The 16,768-nt window shown below is 67.1% G+C and carries 12 protein-coding genes and 1 tRNA gene; 8 read left to right on the top strand and 5 right to left on the bottom strand.

Features of this window, described 5'->3' with window-relative positions; all coding sequences use genetic code 11:
- The 4 genes from ACODTA_RS15180 to ACODTA_RS15165 form a co-directional block, all read left to right on the top strand.
- The coding region (locus ACODTA_RS15180; RefSeq protein WP_489066747.1) for an insulinase family protein at positions 1 to 2,197 on the top strand (2,197 nt) is incomplete at its 5' end.
- 73 nt (positions 2,198 to 2,270) lie between these two features.
- Positions 2,271 to 2,507, top strand: a complete 237-nt coding sequence (gene purS, locus ACODTA_RS15175) for a phosphoribosylformylglycinamidine synthase subunit PurS (RefSeq protein WP_489066746.1) — start codon at positions 2,271 to 2,273, stop codon at positions 2,505 to 2,507.
- Positions 2,504 to 3,169: a phosphoribosylformylglycinamidine synthase subunit PurQ gene (gene purQ, locus ACODTA_RS15170; RefSeq protein ID WP_489066745.1), complete on the top strand. Its 666-nt coding sequence runs from the start codon at positions 2,504 to 2,506 to the stop codon at positions 3,167 to 3,169. The genes purS and purQ overlap by 4 nt, the downstream gene beginning before the upstream one ends.
- Positions 3,169 to 3,579: a GFA family protein gene (locus ACODTA_RS15165; protein ID WP_489066744.1), complete on the top strand. Its 411-nt coding sequence runs from the start codon at positions 3,169 to 3,171 to the stop codon at positions 3,577 to 3,579. The genes purQ and ACODTA_RS15165 overlap by 1 nt, the downstream gene beginning before the upstream one ends.
- 10 nt (positions 3,580 to 3,589) lie before the next feature.
- On the opposite strand, the gene ACODTA_RS15160 is transcribed toward ACODTA_RS15165, so the two are convergent.
- Genes ACODTA_RS15160 through ACODTA_RS15150 form a run of 3 tightly spaced genes read right to left on the bottom strand, consistent with a single transcriptional unit; the run spans position 3,590 to position 4,906 of the window.
- Complete coding sequence (locus ACODTA_RS15160; protein ID WP_489066743.1) at positions 3,590 to 3,886, bottom strand: hypothetical protein; 297 nt, start codon at positions 3,884 to 3,886, stop codon at positions 3,590 to 3,592.
- Positions 3,883 to 4,227: a hypothetical protein gene (locus ACODTA_RS15155; RefSeq protein ID WP_489066742.1), complete on the bottom strand. Its 345-nt coding sequence runs from the start codon at positions 4,225 to 4,227 to the stop codon at positions 3,883 to 3,885. Before ACODTA_RS15155 ends, ACODTA_RS15160 begins: the two co-directional genes overlap by 4 nt.
- Position 4,228: 1 nt before the next feature.
- A complete protein-coding gene (locus ACODTA_RS15150) occupies positions 4,229 to 4,906 on the bottom strand; it encodes a queuosine precursor transporter (RefSeq protein ID WP_489066794.1) in 678 nt (225 codons plus the stop codon).
- Positions 4,907 to 5,082: 176 nt separating this feature from the next.
- Here ACODTA_RS15150 and ACODTA_RS15145 point away from each other — a divergent pair.
- Positions 5,083 to 5,159 (top strand) — tRNA-Arg (locus ACODTA_RS15145).
- Positions 5,160 to 5,482: 323 nt separating this feature from the next.
- On the opposite strand, the gene ACODTA_RS15140 is transcribed toward ACODTA_RS15145, so the two are convergent.
- Positions 5,483 to 8,350: a CHAT domain-containing protein gene (locus ACODTA_RS15140; protein ID WP_489066741.1), complete on the bottom strand. Its 2,868-nt coding sequence runs from the start codon at positions 8,348 to 8,350 to the stop codon at positions 5,483 to 5,485.
- 158 nt (positions 8,351 to 8,508) lie between these two features.
- On the opposite strand from ACODTA_RS15140, the gene ACODTA_RS15135 reads away from it, so the two are divergent.
- From ACODTA_RS15135 to ACODTA_RS15125, 3 genes are read left to right on the top strand one after another with little or no spacing between them, the layout of a single operon-like run.
- The gene (locus ACODTA_RS15135; RefSeq protein ID WP_489066740.1) at positions 8,509 to 9,192 is read left to right on the top strand and encodes a response regulator transcription factor; all 684 of its coding nucleotides are present in this window, start codon (positions 8,509 to 8,511) and stop codon (positions 9,190 to 9,192) included.
- On the top strand, positions 9,189 to 10,529 hold the full coding sequence (locus tag ACODTA_RS15130; RefSeq protein WP_489066739.1) for a sensor histidine kinase: 1,341 nt from the start codon (positions 9,189 to 9,191) through the stop codon (positions 10,527 to 10,529). The genes ACODTA_RS15135 and ACODTA_RS15130 overlap by 4 nt, the downstream gene beginning before the upstream one ends.
- Positions 10,526 to 11,059: a hypothetical protein gene (locus tag ACODTA_RS15125; RefSeq protein ID WP_489066738.1), complete on the top strand. Its 534-nt coding sequence runs from the start codon at positions 10,526 to 10,528 to the stop codon at positions 11,057 to 11,059. Before ACODTA_RS15130 ends, ACODTA_RS15125 begins: the two co-directional genes overlap by 4 nt.
- A 56-nt stretch (positions 11,060 to 11,115) precedes the next feature.
- Here the strand turns inward: ACODTA_RS15125 and ACODTA_RS15120 are convergent, their stop codons facing one another.
- A complete protein-coding gene (locus tag ACODTA_RS15120) occupies positions 11,116 to 16,758 on the bottom strand; it encodes a hypothetical protein (protein WP_489066737.1) in 5,643 nt (1,880 codons plus the stop codon).
- Positions 16,759 to 16,768 lie beyond the last annotated feature (10 nt).

The raw sequence follows: 16,768 nt of genomic DNA, 5'->3' as shown, positions 1-16,768 counted from the left end.
TGCGCCCGCCAGCCGCATCCGCGACCTGTATACCCGCTATTATACCCCCCGCCGCGCCGCGATCATCATTGCCGGCGATGTGGATGTCCGTGCGGTCGAAGCAAAGATTCGGGCACGCTTCTCGGGCTGGCGGTCGGGCGAAGAAACCACCGGCGATCCGACCGCGACCCAGGTGGCGGCCGATCGGCCAAGCGCCGCCGCCTATTTCCGTGATCCCGACGTGCCGACCAGCGTTTCGCTGTTCGTGATCAAGCCACGCGACGAGAGGCCGGACGATATCGCCAAGCGCCGCACCGATATTCTCCGCAGCCTGGCCAATGCCATCGTCAGCCGGCGGATCGCGCGCCTGGCACGCGAAACCGACGCGCCGATCCTGGGTGGCGGCGCCAGCAATGGCGAGATCTTCTCGACCGCAGAGCAAAGCGCGATCACCATCGGCGGCAAGGGCGACGACTGGCGAAGCGCGCTGGCCGTCGCGGACCGGGAATTGCGCCGCGCGCTGGAGCATGGCTTCACCCGCGCGGAACTCGCCGAACAGCTCGCCAATCTTCGAACCGGCTTCGAAAATGCCGCGCGCCAGGCGGATACCCGGCGGAGTGATGCACTGGCGAGCGCGATCGTCAGCGCGATCGAGCAGGACAGCATCGTCACGACACCCGCCTATCGCCTCACCCTGTTCGAACGCTTCGCGACAGACCTGACACTGAGCGCGGTCGAAGCGGCATTTCGCGAACAATGGGCCGGCGCCAATCCGCTGATCCATGTTTCCGGCAAGGCCGCGCTCGACAATGCCGATGCCACGATCCTTGCGGCCTATGCCGCCAGCCGCTCGGTCACGGTCGATGCGCTTCCGGACACCGGGCTCGACAGTTTCGCCTATGCAGATTTCGGCCCGCCCGGCACGATCGCGGACGATGCGCGCATCGCCGATCTGGGCATTCGCACGATCCGCTTCGCCAACAATGTCCGCCTGTCGGTCAAGACCACGGGGTTTGAGAAGGATCGCGTACGCGTGTCGCTGCGCGTCGGCGGCGGCATGCTGGAGTTTCCCGCCGACCAGCCTGGGCTGGCGCTGCTCATGAACAGCGTGTTTTCCGCCGGCGGGTTGGAGAAGCACAGCTTCGACGCGCTCCAGTCGATGCTGGCGGGTCGAGCGGTGACCTTTGGCCTCGCCGCGTCGGACGATCATTTTGGCGGAACCGTGACGACCAATCCACGCGACCTGGAATTGCAGATGCAGGTCTTCGCGGCCTTCCTGACCGCACCTGGCTTTCGTGGCGAAGCCGATGCCCAGTGGCAGCGCATGGTGCCCACCTTCTACGATACGCTCGACGCTTCCCCCGGCGCCATTGTCGGCCGCGACGTCGGCCGCATCCTGGCGAACGGCGATGCGCGTTTCGGCGTTCCCCCGCTGGAGACGCTGCTGCGCCGGAACATGGCGGAACTGCGCGCCGCCACGAACCGCGCCTTCCGCACCGGCGCGATCGAGATCGCCATCGTCGGCGATGTCGGCGAGCAGGATGCCATCGATCTGGTCGCCCGCACATTGGGCGCGCTGCCGATGCGCGACGCCGCCCCGCCGCGCTTCACCGAAGCCCGGCACGTCGAGTTTCGCACGGATCGAACGCCGGTAACGCTGCATCATGAAGGCAAGCCCGATCAGGCGATGACGCTCGCTTACTGGCCCACCACCGACGATAGCGACTATCCGCAGGTGGCCCGGCTGAACCTGCTGGCCGGGGTGATGCGGCTGATGCTGACCGAGGAACTGCGTGAGCGGCTGGGGGCGACCTATTCGCCGAGCGCCGGGTCCAGCATGTCGGACACCTATCCCGGTTTCGGCCAATTCTCGGTGACGAACAGCATCGACCCGAAAGACGCCCCCATCGTCGAAGCCGCGATCGCGGAGATCACGCAAGCGCTGCGCGACACGCCGGTCGATGCCGATCTGATGCTGCGCGCGCGCCAGCCGATCCTGGAGCGGATCGAGCGAAACCGGCGCGAGAATGCGAGCTGGCTGGCGATCGTGGATCAGGCGCAATCCGCGCCGCGATATCTGGACCGGTTCCGGGCGAGCAAATCAGTCTATCAGGCGATCACCGCCGCCGACCTCCAGGCCGCTGCACGACGCTATCTGCAACCGGACGCGATGTTGCGTATCCGAGTGATGCCGCCCAACGCTCCTTCGCCAAGATAAGACGGGAATCGGGTTGAACCTTCGCGGCTCCGGCGTCATAGGAGCGGCATTCCATCCAGGCCCGAGGACATCCATGAAAACGCGCATCTTCGTCACTCTCAAGGGCGGCGTTCTCGATCCCCAGGGCAAGGCGATCCATCACGCGCTGGAAGGGCTCGGTTTCGACGGCGTGAACGATGTGCGCGCAGGCAAGCTGATCGAGCTCGATCTTGAAGACGGTGTTTCGGACGAGCAGATCGACGAGATGTGCCGCAAGCTGCTCGCCAATACGGTAATCGAGAATTACCGCATCGAAAGGGTGCAAGGATGAAAACCGCCGTCATCGTCTTCCCCGGATCCAATTGCGATCGCGACCTTGCTGTCGCGTTGGGACAGGTGACCGGCCGCAAGGCGGAGATGGTGTGGCACGGCGCCACCGATCTTCCCGACGGCATCGGGCTGATCGCGCTGCCCGGCGGATTTTCCTATGGCGACTATCTGCGCGCCGGCGCGATGTCCGCGCGTAGCCCGATCATGCGCGCCGTGGTCGAGGCGGCCGGGCGTGGCGTGCCGGTTCTCGGCGTGTGCAACGGTTTCCAGGTGCTGACGGAGGCCGGGCTGCTACCGGGCGCGCTGATGCGCAACGCCGGTCTCAACTTCGTCTGCCGCAGCGTCCGCCTGACCGTGGAGAACGCCCAGAGCGCCTTCACCAGCCACTATGACGCCGGCGAGGAGATATCGGTTCCCGTCGCCCATCATGACGGCAATTTCTTCGCCGATGGCGATACGCTGGACCGCCTTGAAGGCGATGGCCGCGTCGCCTTCCGCTATGCCGAGCAGGTCAACGGTTCCGCCCGCAACATCGCGGGCATCCTCAATGCCCAGGGCAATGTGCTGGGCATGATGCCGCACCCCGAGCGTGTGATCGAAGCGGCGCACGGCGGCACCGACGGACGCCGGCTGTTCGAGGGATTGCTGGAAACGGTCGCGTAATGGTTTCCGGCGGCTGCCTGTGCGGCGCGGTGCGCTTCGCGGTGGACGCCGAGCCGATGGCGGCACGGCAATGCTGGTGCCGACTGTGCCAATATCTCGGCGCCGGATCTTCCACGGTGAATGTCTGTTTTCCTGCCGGGGCGCTGACGGTTGACGGCGATGTGCGCTGGCATGCCAGCGTTGCCGACAGCGGCAACCGGATGCAGCGCGGCTTCTGCCCGCAATGCGGCACGCCTTTGTTCAGCAATGCCGAGATCCGTCCGCACCTGACCTTCATCCGCGCCGGCGCGCTCGACGATCCCGGTCTGATCGCACCGCAGGCGACGATCTGGACCGGCCAAGCGCCCGATTGGGCGTGTTTCGATCCGGCGGTCCCGCAGAACGAAGGCCAGCCCCCGCCGGTCGCCTGATGCGACGACTTCAGTCGATACCGGGCAGGTCCGCGGTTTCGTCGAGAATCGCGATCGCCGCCGCATTGCCGCGATAGCGATGCCGGATGCGTTGTTCGTCCTTCTCGATCCGCGCACAGCGCAGGTCGCGGATTGCGCGCTCGATTTCCGCGCGGCGCTGCGCGTCATAAGGCTCCTCGCCGGTCCAGTGATTGCAGTCCGCCCGGCGCTCGACAAATGCACCCGGCGGGCGCGGCAAGGCATCGAGCCGCTGGCGCAACGTCGGCACGTCTCCCGTCGTCGCCAGCAGCGCGATCAGGATCATCATCGTATATCCTCGACGGCAACGGCAGTGCCTCGCTCGAAGATCCGCGTCGTGCGCGCAAGGATGAGCAAAGCGGTCGGCCAGAACAAGGTGTTCCAGATGTCCTTCAGATTGGCCGTGAGGTCGATCGAGGTACCATAGGTCACGCTGTCGCGCAGATCCCATGCCTCGCCGATCAGCGCTGCCGCCAGTACGACCGACCAGGGCTTCCAGCTCCTGAGCGGCCATTTGAACAGCAGCGCGGACCCCAGGAACAGCAGCAGCGCGACATAGATGTGCAGCGCATCCTTGGCGAGATGGACGTGCTGGACCAGCCAGAGCTTCGCCGACTGGACAGGACTCATGTCAAACCCTGGCGCTGAACGGCGTGAAGTTGGTCCCCTCGTCGAAGACGTCGACACCCTCCTGACGCTTCAGCCAGCCGACCACGCCATAGGTGACGGGCGTCAGCACCGCTTCCCAGCCCACCTTCAAGGCCCAGTTGGTGACCATCACCGTCAGCACCTGATCGGTGGTCCACACCCCCAGAAAGGCGAGCGGATAGAAGATCACGCTGTCCACGCCCTGCCCCACCACCGTCGAGCCGATGGTGCGGCTCCAAAGATGCTTGCCCTTGGTCAGGATCTTCATCTTGGAGAGCACGAAGCTGTTGGCGAATTCGCCCGCCCAGAAGGCGAGCAGCGAGGCGAAGACGATGCGCCATGTGCTGCCGAACACTGATTCATAGGCCGCCTGCCCGGTCCAGCCGTCAGCGGGCGGCATCGCCACCACCACCCAGCTCATCACCGCCATGAACGTCATCGCGCCGAAGCCCGCCCAGACGCAGCGCCGCGCGCGCGCATAGCCGTAAACTTCGGTCAGCACGTCGCCGATCACGTAGCCGAGCGGAAAGAACAGGATGCCCGCGCCGAAGGTGAAGCCCCACAAGGTGGAAAGCTTCGCCGCGCCGATCAGATTGGAGAGCAGCAGCACGGTGACGAATGCCGCCATCACGAAATCGAACCAGCGGAAATGCCCGCCCATCAACGATTCGGCCGAAACCGCCCGTGGCGCGCCAACGCCGACCCCGATGCCCCGCATGCTCATGCTGCCATGATGATCGAGCTTGCGCGCACGCGCAATCCATGCCGGACATGAAAGGTTCCGATTTCAAGACGCTTCCCCCGCGCGCGATCACGCGATAAGCGGATGTCCGGCGCGCGCCCGTAGCTCAGCTGGATAGAGCGCGAGACTTCTAATCTTGAGGCCGCAGGTTCGACTCCTGCCGGGCGCGCCAGTCCTTCTCCACCCGCATGTCCGCATTCATGACAGGATTTGACATGATTCTGGCACCAGACGTCACTGGTCCGGAATCGGCGAATTGCACATGATCGGGGCGCGACGACGGACGTTTTGCGAACATGGTGTTCTTCCGGATCGCCTGAACGCGAAACCGCCCGTCAAGCGACGGCCGGCGCCCCGCTCGCCGTCGCGCGCGCCAGTTGCGTATCGCCTTTCAGGCACGAGACATCGTCCGCCCCCTTGCCATTATGCGACCCTGGCAAGGGAGCCGGAGCGGTCAGGGGCGCCGTCATCCAAGGATGGCGGCGCCCTGTTTCGTCAGCGCCCCACAAACACGAAGGGTGCCCAGTTGATCGGCTGATCGCCACCGGGGATCGGCGATCGCTTCATCATCGTCAGCATCGCTTCGCGCAACGCCTCGGCGGGATCGGCGCCGGCGCGGTAGCGCTTGACGGTCTCCACCGAGAGGAACGCGGCGGCATCGTCGCGCACCGCCCAGTGCGAAACCAGCAAATTGCGACCGCCGGCATGGAGGAACGCGCGCGCCAGCCCGGCGAAGCCGGCATCGTCCGCGCCGCCGCCGCCGGCGGTGTTGCAGGCCGAAAGCACCACCCAATCGACATCCATGCGCAGCCGCATGATTTCGCTCGCGGTCAGCAACCCATCGTCGCCCCCACCCGGCGTCACGACCAGCGCCGGTTCGTCGAGCCCGTCGAGCTCGCCGGGCATCAGCCCATGCGTCGCAAAGGCGACAACACCCGCCAGCGGCGTCTGTCGCACCGCCGCCTCGGTCGCGCCCGCACCGGTCAATATGGTCTGGTTCGGCGCGGCCAACGCCCGGCCCAGGGCGGTGAGTTCGGGCGCGGTCGCCGGCAACGACGGCAATTCGGCGACCTGGCGCGCCAGATTGGCCGAACGGAAAGGTATTGCAGTGGCGTCGAGATCGGCGGCGGCGAGTTGAGGAGCCCCGACCGCGACGAAGCGCGTCACGTCCTTCGCCTGGACAAACGCGCGCCGCCGCGCCGCCGCGGCGACATCGGGGAGCTGGACGATCGCATGATCGTGGATCAGCCAGCGCGCCTTGTCCGGCGACGGCGACGTCATTGCCGGCGCGAGTGCCGCGAAGGGCAAGGCGGAGAGGCTGCCCCCGGTCGCGATCAGCAACCGCCTGCGCCCCGCGATCGCTCGCGCGATCGGTTGCGGCAGCAGAGCATCATGCAAAGCCGCCGATGCCGCGAAGTCGAAGCTGCCCCCCCCCGGGGCGATACTCGTCCGCAGTCGCCGCACCAGCGCCTCGACCGCGTCGCGACCAAGATCGACGCGCGCGAGCGCGGCTCCTTTCCGTGTGATCGCGATCAGCGCGGTCCCCGTCGGACCGACCACCGCCACCAGCAATGCCTCTTCGGGCTGCAGTGCCGTTCGCACCTCCGTCAGCGAAACCGGCCGCGCGCGCTCGACGGCGATCAGCGCCGGCGCCAGAACTGCCAGCCGGGCATCCGCACCGGCCAGCTTCCCGGCCAGTGCCGTGCGTTCGGCATCGATCTCCCGCATGTCCTCGCCACGCCCGGCCAGCCGCAACTGCCGGTCCAAAGCACGCTGGAGTTCGGCCGCGATATCCTGACGATCGCGCAACGCCGCGACCGTTGCGGGATCTGTGATCGCCTCACGCGCGGCGGCATCGGCGGCGGCACGACCGGCCGCATTCTCGATGGCCTGCTGCGCGAAGGCGAAGGCCGCATCGGCATTGCCGGCGCTGAGCGCTGCATCGAGCGCCCAGCCATAGCCGCCCCGCGCCTCCCGATCATGGCCGGTGCGCGCCGCCCCGGCGGCACGTAACTGGTCGAGCCTGCGGTCGAGCATCGCCGCCGCTTCGCCGGCGCGGCGCAATCCGGCATCCGCCTGCCCGCCCCGCGCTTCGATCGCGCCGAGCCGCGCGTCCCCCACCAGCCGGGCGATATCGTCGACCGGATAGGTCGCCGCGCGTAGCGCCTGCGCATCGCTTTGCGCGCTCAGCGCCTGCGGAAAAGCGCCCAGCATCAGCGCCTCCGTCGCCATGCGATCGCCGCCAAGGATGCGATCGCGATGATGGGGCGGAAATTTGCGCTGGCGCGTTTCGGCGATGCGCGTCCGAAGCGCGAGCGCGGCGGCCCGATCCCCGCCCGCCGCCATCGCCGCCGCAAGCGTTTCGCGCGCCATCAAAGTGCGATCCGCATCGGGGCCGAGATCGCGCTCGAGAATACCGATGGCGCGTTCGGCCATCGCCCTGCCCTCGGTCACCTTGCGCTGCTCGACCAGGGCCTGGGCGAGCGTCGCCAGATAATTGGCGGTCTGCTGCATCTCGCCGAACTTGGCGGCCGCGATATCGGTCGCGCGTCTGGCCACCAGTTCGGCTTCGGCCGGCCTGCCGAGCTGGAGTTGCAGCCGCGCGAGTGTATTGAGATTCTGCGCGATCGTCGGATGGTCGGCCGGCAAGAGCGTTTCATAATCACGCTGGGCGGAATGAGCGGCTTCCACCGCCTCCTCGATGCGCCCCGCCCCGCCGAGATAGATCGCCAGATTGGCCAGATAGAGCGGAAGATTGGGGGATGGTGGCGAGAGGCGCTTCGATTCGGCGATCGCGCGCCGGTCGGTCTCGATCGCGATATCGTAGTTGCCGAACTCGAATTCGGCATGCGCCAGATTGCCATAGGCGGCGGCAACCTGCCGATGTGGCGCTTCTCCATATTGCGCACGCCGGCGCGCCAGCACCTCCGCCGCGATCTCGCGCGCCTCCCGGTGCAATCCCAGCGTCATCAAAAAAACGACTTCGCCATTCAGCTCGCTGGTCAGCGCCTCCGCATAACCGGGGCCTGCCCGGCGCAATCGTTCGACGATCGGGCGCGAACGCGCCAGCGCGCCCTGCACGTCGCCCTCCAGATAGGAGACCACGCCGATCTGCCCCTCGATCACCGCCAGACGGGGATGATCCGCCGGATAGATGCTCCGCGCGAACGCGTGCACATCCTCCCAGGTCTTGCGATAGGCCTTGAGGTCGGCACGGCCGTCCATCGCGTCGGCCGCCTCATACATCGCGTCGAGCTTCGCGATCGCCGCGTTATCCGGCTGCGGATCGGCCGGGCGAGCGGTCGCGGATGTCGAAAAGGCAAGCGCCACCGCGATCGCGGCGGCGGGATATGTCCAACGCACGGCTTCCCCCAGTCGTCGAATCCATCTCGGGCGCGACCCCGCCGCGCAAACTAGATGTCATTGTCAGGATTGCAACGTCTTCTCCTAACAGGGATTGTCACTGCAGTCGGGGCTTGCGATGCGATATGCGCCAGGTTCGCAGGGGACCATCCGGACGCATGACAGGACTGAACATTCTCTACGTCGAAGACGATGCGATGCTGGCGGACGATGTCGCGCGCATCATGGCATCCGAAGGCAATCGCCTGACCTGGACGGCAAGTGGCCAGGACGGGCTGAGGCGCGCCGCCGTCGAACCCTTCGACGTCATCATCCTCGACCGCATGCTGCCCGATCTGAGCGGCATCGCGGTGATCGAACGCCTGCGCGGCGCGGGCGTCGCCGCCCCCGTGCTGATGCTTTCCGCCCTTGGCCGCGCCGAAAACCGGATCGAGGGGCTCGATGCCGGCGTCGACGACTATATGGCGAAGCCCTTCGAGCCGGCGGAGCTCGTCGCGCGCGTGCGGGCATTGCAGCGGCGCGCGACCGGGCATTCGCACAGCGCGGTGATCCTGTTCGGCGGACTCGAATGCCATGTGAAGGCGCGCACCGCCCATCGCGACGGACGGCATATCCCGCTCAGCCCCAAGGAGTTCGAGCTCTTCCGTTATTTCATGGAAAATGCGGGCGAAGTGATTACGCGCGAGATGCTGTTGCGCAATGTCTGGAACCTTTCCTTCGATCCGCAGACCAATGTGATCGACGTGAATGTCGGCCGGTTGCGCCGCAAGCTGGAGGACGGGTTCGAAACCTCCGTCCTCGAAACGATCTGGGGAACCGGCTATCGGCTGGTGGCGGATTGAACAGGGTCCGCACCGGTCGGTCGCTGGTCGTTCCGGTGATCCTGGCGAGCGCCGTCTTCGCGCTCGCGACCTGCCTGTTCCTCTATCTCACCACCCTGTGGGTGGTCCGCAACGACAGCGATGCCGGCCTTGCCCAGGCCGTCGATATCGAGCTTGCCGCGCTGGCCGATGTCTTCGCGACCGGCGGTCTGGACGAGACCGCGGCCAGGATTTCGGACCGTCTGGCGATGCGCGGCGCTTCGGGCGACAATGCCCATTATCTGCTCGCCGATACCGATGGCAAACGGATCGCCGGAGATATCCATGGCTGGCCGATGCTCTCCGCCGAGAACAGCCAGGCCGGCTTCCTCACCATCAACGGCGATATTCGGGTCTATGCGCGCGCGACCCAGCTCGCGCCGGGCGTCAGCGTGATCGCGGCGCGCGAATATGGACAGCGCAGCGCATTGATCGCGCATCTGAACTGGGTGTTCGCCATCGCCGCCGCATTGGTCCTGATCGCTTCCCTGCTGCTTGCCTGGCGCTACGCGGCGCGGCTCGGCCGCCGGGTCTCCGCGCTCAACGACGCATTCGATGCCGTCCAGGCAGGCACGCTCGACCAGCCCGTGCCGGGCCGAAGCGACGAGGACGAGCTTGGCGCGCTTTCCCGCCATGCGGAACAGTTGATCGGGCGGCTGTCGCACGCACTCAAAGGGCAGCGCGCGATCACCGATCAGGTTGCGCACGAGATCCGCACACCGCTCGCCCATCTCGACAGCCGCCTGCTCAGGATCATCGCCGCCAATCCGGATCCGGATCAGGTGGCGGCGCTCGGCGCGGTGCGCAGGGACGCGCGGGGCATCGCCGACATGCTTGATTCCCTGCTCGACATCGCCGCCAGCGAAACCCGCCGTGGCGACCGTTCCGGTCTTGAACGGATCGATCTGTCCGCCGTCGCGCAGGATGTGCTCGATCTCTACGCCGACAGCGCCGACGAGGCCGGCCATCGCCTGAGCGCGAACCTCACCCCGCAGGTCATGATCGCCGGCGACGCGATGCAGCTCACGCGGATGTTCAGCAACCTGCTCGACAATGCCTTCAAATATGCAGGCCCGGGCGCCGGCATTTCGGTTTCCGTCGAGCAAGGCCCGCGCATCGTCGTCGCGGACAATGGCCCCGGCGTCGCCGCGCCACTGCGCCAGACCATGTTCGAACCGTTCCGGCGCGCCGGTCCCGGCCCGGGGCATGGGCTGGGGCTTGCGCTGGTGCGTGCCATCGCCGAACGCCATGGCCTGTCGATCCGTTACGAGGACGGGCAGCCGGGCGCGATGTTCATTCTGGAAGGGGAGCGATCATGATCGGACTGGCCTTGCTGGCCCTGGCGGCACCCGTCACGGAAATCGAGGTCACGTCGGTCGGCCGCGTCGCCGATGCGCTTGCGGCCGGCGAAGAGGCGGCAGCCAAGAACACGGCGCAGCCGCTGATGAACGCCGCGGAAACGCTGCGCGCCATGGGCGCGAAGCCCGCCGACGACGATGCCGCCGCGCGCTGGCGCAAACAGGCGATCGCAGCCGGCGCGACACCCGTGCCGCCGGTGCGCGGCCGCCTGCTCGGCCCAGCCTATCGATCCGGGCTGATCGCTCCCAATGCCAGTATCAGCACCGAACAGATATTCCTGGCCGGCCAGCGTGCCGAGGTCGCGATCGTTCCGCATGGCGCGGGCACGGTGAAGATCCGGATCGGCGAAGGCGACACCGCGATCTGCGAACGCCAGATCTCTGCGCCGCGCGGCGGATGCAGCTGGATCCCCACCTTCACCCGGCGCATCGAAATCCGCCTGACCAACGGTTCGGCGCAACCGCTGCGCTACTGGCTCGTCAGCAACTGAAAAGATACGGGGGCATGGCGATCCGCCATGCCCCCGCCCCCTTGTAGCTCGCCGTTTCAGAAGCGGATATTGCCCCCAAGCAATTGGCTCGCCTGATCGCGCATCGTCGCCATGTCGATACTCGAAGGCGTTGCGTTGGCTGAGACGCCCGGCACATCGCGAGCGGTCGGCCAGGCCAGCGCCGCCTGCGGTGGCGCGCCGGCTGCCGCACCGTCCTTGGTGAAGGCCGCGACGCCGTGGAAGTCGAGATTGCGCTGCACCGTGTTCTGGACGCGGAAGTGGAGGCCGATGCCCGCCGCACCGCTGCCCGCGAGGAAACCGTTCCAGATCGGCCGGCAGGCATTGCCCGCGCACCCTGTGCCCGTGGCGTTGCCGTTCGGGCCGATTGAATTGAAGCGCCCGTCGGTGCCCACGGTCAGCTCGCTCGCGGAAACGTCGCCGGTGCGGCCTGTCGTCCACAGATTATAGCTGCTGCCGTTGAACTGCGTCGTGATGTCGAAACCGACCTTCACTGTCGATCCGAACATCACCTTTGCCGTGCCCGTTGTCGTCCCGCCCGCCGCGACCGCGCCGAGATTGTCGGCGACCTGCGTGCCGCCGCCGACCGTGTAGCTCGCCGTGCCGCTGGTCGGCATGTTGCTGAGCGGCTGGCCATGCATGATCTGATAGCTGTCGTTCGCGCCGAGCACGACCGAGCTGGGGCCGAAGCGCGCAATGTCGAGCTGGCCGCTGGTCCAGCGCGTCCAGCCGACCAGATTGCCGGCAAGACTGCCACTTTCCGCGATCGTTGCGGTGCCCAGCCGATCGTGCAGACCGTTGAAGCTGGTCATGCCGATCACCTGGCCAGCAGGGTTCAGGTCATAGCTGGCCCCGCTGTTGTTCGGGCTCAGCGCACTGTTGGTGCCGGTATAGGCGAACAGCGTACGATCGGTGACGCGGGTGAGGGTCTGGGGCGCCCCGACCCAATTGCCGGTGAAGGCTGCGGCGCCATGGATGACGGCATCGGGTGAGCCATTTTGCTGCGAGGTCGAATAGGTGACGCCGATCGCCAGCGGATCATTGCCGGTCAACGTGCCGGCGAATCCGATCGTGCAGGCGGTTCCGCACGCCGCCCCGCTGCCCTGTAACGGTGCCGAGAAGTTGAAGCTGCTATCCGCATTGAACTGGAAACTGCTGTTCGGATTGGCGTTTCCGCCCGGCGTGGTGAAGCTGTAGGTGGCGATGCCCGACGCTTCCGGCATGCGGATGGTGCCGGTGATGCCGATCTTGGGCTGCGACGCGAAAGCGATCGACATCGCCGCATCGAACAGGCCCGGCATGGTGCCGCCGCCGACATAGGTGGGCCGCGTCGCCGCCAGCAGCGTATAATCGACCCGCCCCATATAGGGGATGATGAAATCCGGCGTCAGGCCGAGCACATAATGCATGCCGGTGTTCGCCGTCAGCGTGGTGGCGAAGCTGCCGTTGCCCGAGGGCACATAACGGCCGTCGCTCCAGCGTCCGACGACGATCCGCGCATTGCCCGCCACATCGCTGGATTTCGCCTGGTCGCGCGTGACCGTGATGCCCGCCTGCTGGCCGTTGGCGATGCCGATCGCGGTCACGCCGCCATCGGGCTGGATCGTCGCGGTGCCGTTGCGCACCTGGCTGAAGAGTTGGCCGTTCGAGCTGCCGGTGACGCGAACGCCGCTCAGCATGTGGCGGATGCCAGTCCCCGGAAGCCCGGCCACATAGCCATGGTTCGGATCGGGCAAGGGATTTTGCGGCGCCACATAGTCGCCGGTGAAAGCGACGGCGCCCATGATCGGATCGACGCCGGTTCCCAGCGAATAATAGACGAAGCCGAGCGCTTCCGGGCTGGATCCGCCGAATCCACCCTCGAACCGCAGGCTGCAACTGCCCCCGCAGCCCCGGCCTTCCCCCGTCATCGCCGCGATGATCGAGAGTTGCGAAAGCGTGCCGAGATTCAGCGTTTCGCTGGGCGTGGCCGCCCCGCCGGGAGTGGTGAAGGCATAGCTGATCGGACCGCCCTGTTCGGGCATCCGGATCGTACCGGCGATGCCCGCCTTGCGCGTCGCGAAATCGATCGAGAGATCGGCGTCGAACAGCCCGGCGGCGCCATAGCCACTCTCATAGGTCGGCTGGGTCGCCGCCAAGATCTCGTAATCAATACGGCCAGCAGCCGGTGCCGTGAAGCTCGCCGGCGCGGCCGCGTAATAATGGAGCGATTGGGCGCCGGTGGGATTGAACACCGGATTGCCGACGGTATAGGCGCCCGCCGTCCAGCGGCCGACCACGACATTCGCGTTGCCCGCCGCGTCCTTGACCTGCGCGCCCGAGGTGCGGATCAGGCTGGCGAGCTGCGTCGCCTGCCCCTGGGCATTCACGACGACCTGCGAGCCGTTGTTCTGGCTGGTGAACAGCCGCTGCCCGGCCGCGCTCGGCGTGATCGCCTTGTAGCTGGTGTTCGCGTTCGGCGTGAAACCGCCCGAATAGGTGAAGGCGGGCGCGGGCAACGGCGTCAGCGGCGCCTGCGGCAGCCCCGGAAACAGATCGGGATTGCTGCCGCCATCGACCCAGGCGGCATAGTCGAGCAGCAACTGCCGGTCATCGGCGTCGAGGCTCGCGGCGAGCACGCCGGCGGCATCGAGCTTGCGGATATAGCCGATCAGCGTGCCCTGGCTCGCTGCGGTGTAGAGCGACGGTTTACCGCCGCCCGAGATATAGTCGAAATAGGCGAGCAAGGCGGTCTTGTATCCTTCAAAGACCGGCAGGCCCGCAAAGCCGTCGGGCGCGCCGCCGGCCAGCAGATGCGTCACATAGGCCGAAGCGCCGCCGGCACCGGCGAGCATCTGTTCGAGCAGGCCGGCATCGCGAAGCGCCGTCAGATAGGCGAGGAGCTGACCGGATGGCAGTGCACCATAGTTGCTGGGAAGCCCGTCATTCTCGACATAGGCGAGGAATGCGAGCACCGCCGATCGATAGCCGTCGAACACGGGCAGGCCGGGGAAAAGATCGGGCGATTTGCCGGCCTCGATATGTGTCAGATAGGCGGAGAGGAAGGCGGCATCTCCGCCGAGCAATCCCTGCAACAAACCGGCGCTGGCAAGCACGCTCAGATAATCGCGGACCTGCGCCGCGCTGAGCGCGGCATAGCCGCTCGGCAGGCCACCGCCCGCGAGATGCGCGTAATAGCTTTGCAGCGCGGCGGCATAGCTGCCGTAGACCGGCGCGCCGGCGAAGCTTCCCGGTGCGCCACCCGCCGCCACATGGTCGAGATAGGCGGACAGCAAGGTGTCGCTGAGCAGCCCCGCCCCCTTGAGCGCGGCCAGATAACGCTGAAGCGTGGCCGCATCGGCCGCGCCATAGCCGCCCGGCAGGCCGCCGCCACGCAGATAGGCCGCAAAGGCGTTGACCGTGCCAGCATAGGCATCGAAGTCGATCGGCGCGGGAAGATTGGGATAGGCGTCGGGATTGCCGCCGCCGACGACATAGCTGCGATACCCGGTCCAGAAGCCGGCCTCGCTTCCCAGGAAACGGTCGAACACGCCGGCGGCGGTGAGGGCATCGAGATAGCCCGCGATCTGCGCGGCGGTGAGCGCGGCATAGGCGCTGGGTACGCCGCCGGTCTTCAGATAGTCGAGATAGGCGCCGAGCGCCGCCGCATAGCCCGAATAGAGATTGGCAGGCAGGCCCTGCCAGCCATCGACGCCACCGCCCGCCTTCAGATGGGCCAGATAGGCGTCGAAGAACTGCGCCTGCTGGGCCAACAGCCGATCGAACACGCCCGCCGCCTTGAGCGCGTCGAGATAGGCGGCCAGCGTCTCCGCTGGGAGAACGCCATAGGCGGAGGGCAGATTGCCGCCCTTCAGATAGGCGGCATAAGCCGACAGTGCGTCGGCATAGCCCGCATAGACATTGACCGGCAGTCCGGCCCAGCCGTCCGTCGTGCCGCCGGCCGCAAGATGTGCGAGATAATCGCGGAAGAAACCGGCATCGCTCCCCAGGAAGCGATCGAGCGCGCCTGCCGCGGACAATGCCTCCAGATAGGCCTTGAGCGTGGCGACCGGGACGGCGCCATAGGCCGAAGGCAGGTTGCCGCCTTTCAGATAGGCCTCGAACGCCGCGAGCGCGCCGGCATAGCCGGTGAACTGGTTGGCGGGCAGCGCGGTCCAGGCGTCGATCGCGCCGCCCGCGTTCAGATGATCGAGATAAGCGCGGTAGAACGCCGCCTGTGAACCGAGCACGCCATCGAGCAGCCCGGCCTGGGCCAGCGTGTCGAGATAGGCGCGCAGCGTCGCAGGCGGCAGGGCGACATAGCTGCTCGGCAGATTGCCGGCCTTGAGATAATCGAAGTACGCGCCAAGCGCCGAACGATATTGATCGACAAACGCCAACCCGTTGCTGCCATTGGCGAGCCCGTCGAGATAGGCGGTGAGCAGCGCGCGATTGGCGGGCGAAAGCGCACCGGTCAGCCTGGCGTCGCGCAGAAAGGCAAGATAGGCGTTGACGGTCTGCTGGCTCGCCCCGGTGAATTCGGCGGGCGAGCCGCCGGCCAGCAGGAAGTCGAAATAGGCCTTGGCGAGATCGGTGTAGCGTCGGGTGAACTGGTCGGCATTGCCGCCGCCGGCCAGGAAGCCGCGATAGGCGTCGAGCAGCACGCGGTTCTCGGCGGAGAGGCCGGCAAAGCCGCTGGTGCGTGCCTGATAGGCCAGGAAATCGTTGATCTGCCGAACGCTCGCGCCCTGGAAGCTCGACGGCAGCGCGCCGCCGCGCATCAGGTCGAGATATTGGACGAGCAGCGCGGCATAGCCCTGGAGGAAGCTCTCGCGTGCGCCGCCCTTCGACAGATATTCGAGATAGGTGCGCACGATATCCGGCCCCGCGCCCGGAAAAGCCTGGCCGCCGAGCGGCGCGGACAATCGGGCGGCATAGGCGACGAGCGCGCCATAATCGCCGACCGGAAAACTGGTGAGCGACGGATTGGCGACGCTCGCCTCCACGGCGTTGGCGGCGCTGACAATATCGCCCGAAGCGCCGTTCGCCGCCAGCGCCTCGCCCAGCCCGGTCGGCAGCCCCGCCACCACGGCGGCGACCGGGCCTCCGGCGCGCAGATCGGGCACGGCGACCGCGTCGGTGACGCGGATCGCGGTCGCCACGGGCTGGCCGGAGGCGAGCACCGGCGCCGGCGCGCCTTCCGCATTCGCGACCGCACGCGAAGGTTCGCCGCGCGCATCGACCCGCCAGAATTGTCCGCCTGCGTAACTGGTGCGGCCGCTACGCCCGGTGACGACGGCATTGCCCGTCATCACATGGCCGCGCGCGCCGTCGGCCGCTGCCGTGAAGGATGCGGCGCCCGCGCCGCCCAGCCGCCCTTCAACGCCGTTCGGCATATGGACCACCACCGCCTTGCCCGTTTGCGAGGTGACGGTGACGGTGCCGGACTGGAGCTCGATCGCATCGGCGTCGCGGATCGCGAATTCCGCCGCGCCGACGAACGACGCCACCGCACCGCCATCGAGCCGGATCTGGGTCACGCCGCCCGCCAGCACCAGCCGGCGACCCGGTTCGATCGCTTGGCCGCGCAAATTGGCCGATCCGAATATGACCTCACCCGCCTGGGCGCGATCGAAAGGCAGAGCGAGCGAGGAACCGGCGAGCAGGCCGGCGGTGAGGGTCAGCTTGAGCGTTGCGTTCATGGCGGTTCTT

Source organism: Sphingomonas sp. FG14 (genome assembly GCF_057809675.1).
Note: the sequence above shows the minus strand (reverse complement) of the source record. Positions and strands in the feature narration are given on the sequence as shown.

Coding starts and splice junctions, on each gene's coding strand:
- purS (WP_489066746.1), top strand. CDS start 2,271: ATGAAAACGCGCATCTTCGTCACTCTCAAGGGCGGCGTTCTCGATCCC.
- purQ (WP_489066745.1), top strand. CDS start 2,504: ATGAAAACCGCCGTCATCGTCTTCCCCGGATCCAATTGCGATCGCGAC.
- ACODTA_RS15165 (WP_489066744.1), top strand. CDS start 3,169: ATGGTTTCCGGCGGCTGCCTGTGCGGCGCGGTGCGCTTCGCGGTGGAC.
- ACODTA_RS15160 (WP_489066743.1), bottom strand. CDS start 3,886: ATGATGATCCTGATCGCGCTGCTGGCGACGACGGGAGACGTGCCGACG.
- ACODTA_RS15155 (WP_489066742.1), bottom strand. CDS start 4,227: ATGAGTCCTGTCCAGTCGGCGAAGCTCTGGCTGGTCCAGCACGTCCAT.
- ACODTA_RS15150 (WP_489066794.1), bottom strand. CDS start 4,906: ATGGGCGGGCATTTCCGCTGGTTCGATTTCGTGATGGCGGCATTCGTC.
- ACODTA_RS15135 (WP_489066740.1), top strand. CDS start 8,509: ATGACAGGACTGAACATTCTCTACGTCGAAGACGATGCGATGCTGGCG.
- ACODTA_RS15125 (WP_489066738.1), top strand. CDS start 10,526: ATGATCGGACTGGCCTTGCTGGCCCTGGCGGCACCCGTCACGGAAATC.
- ACODTA_RS15120 (WP_489066737.1), bottom strand. CDS start 16,758: ATGAACGCAACGCTCAAGCTGACCCTCACCGCCGGCCTGCTCGCCGGT.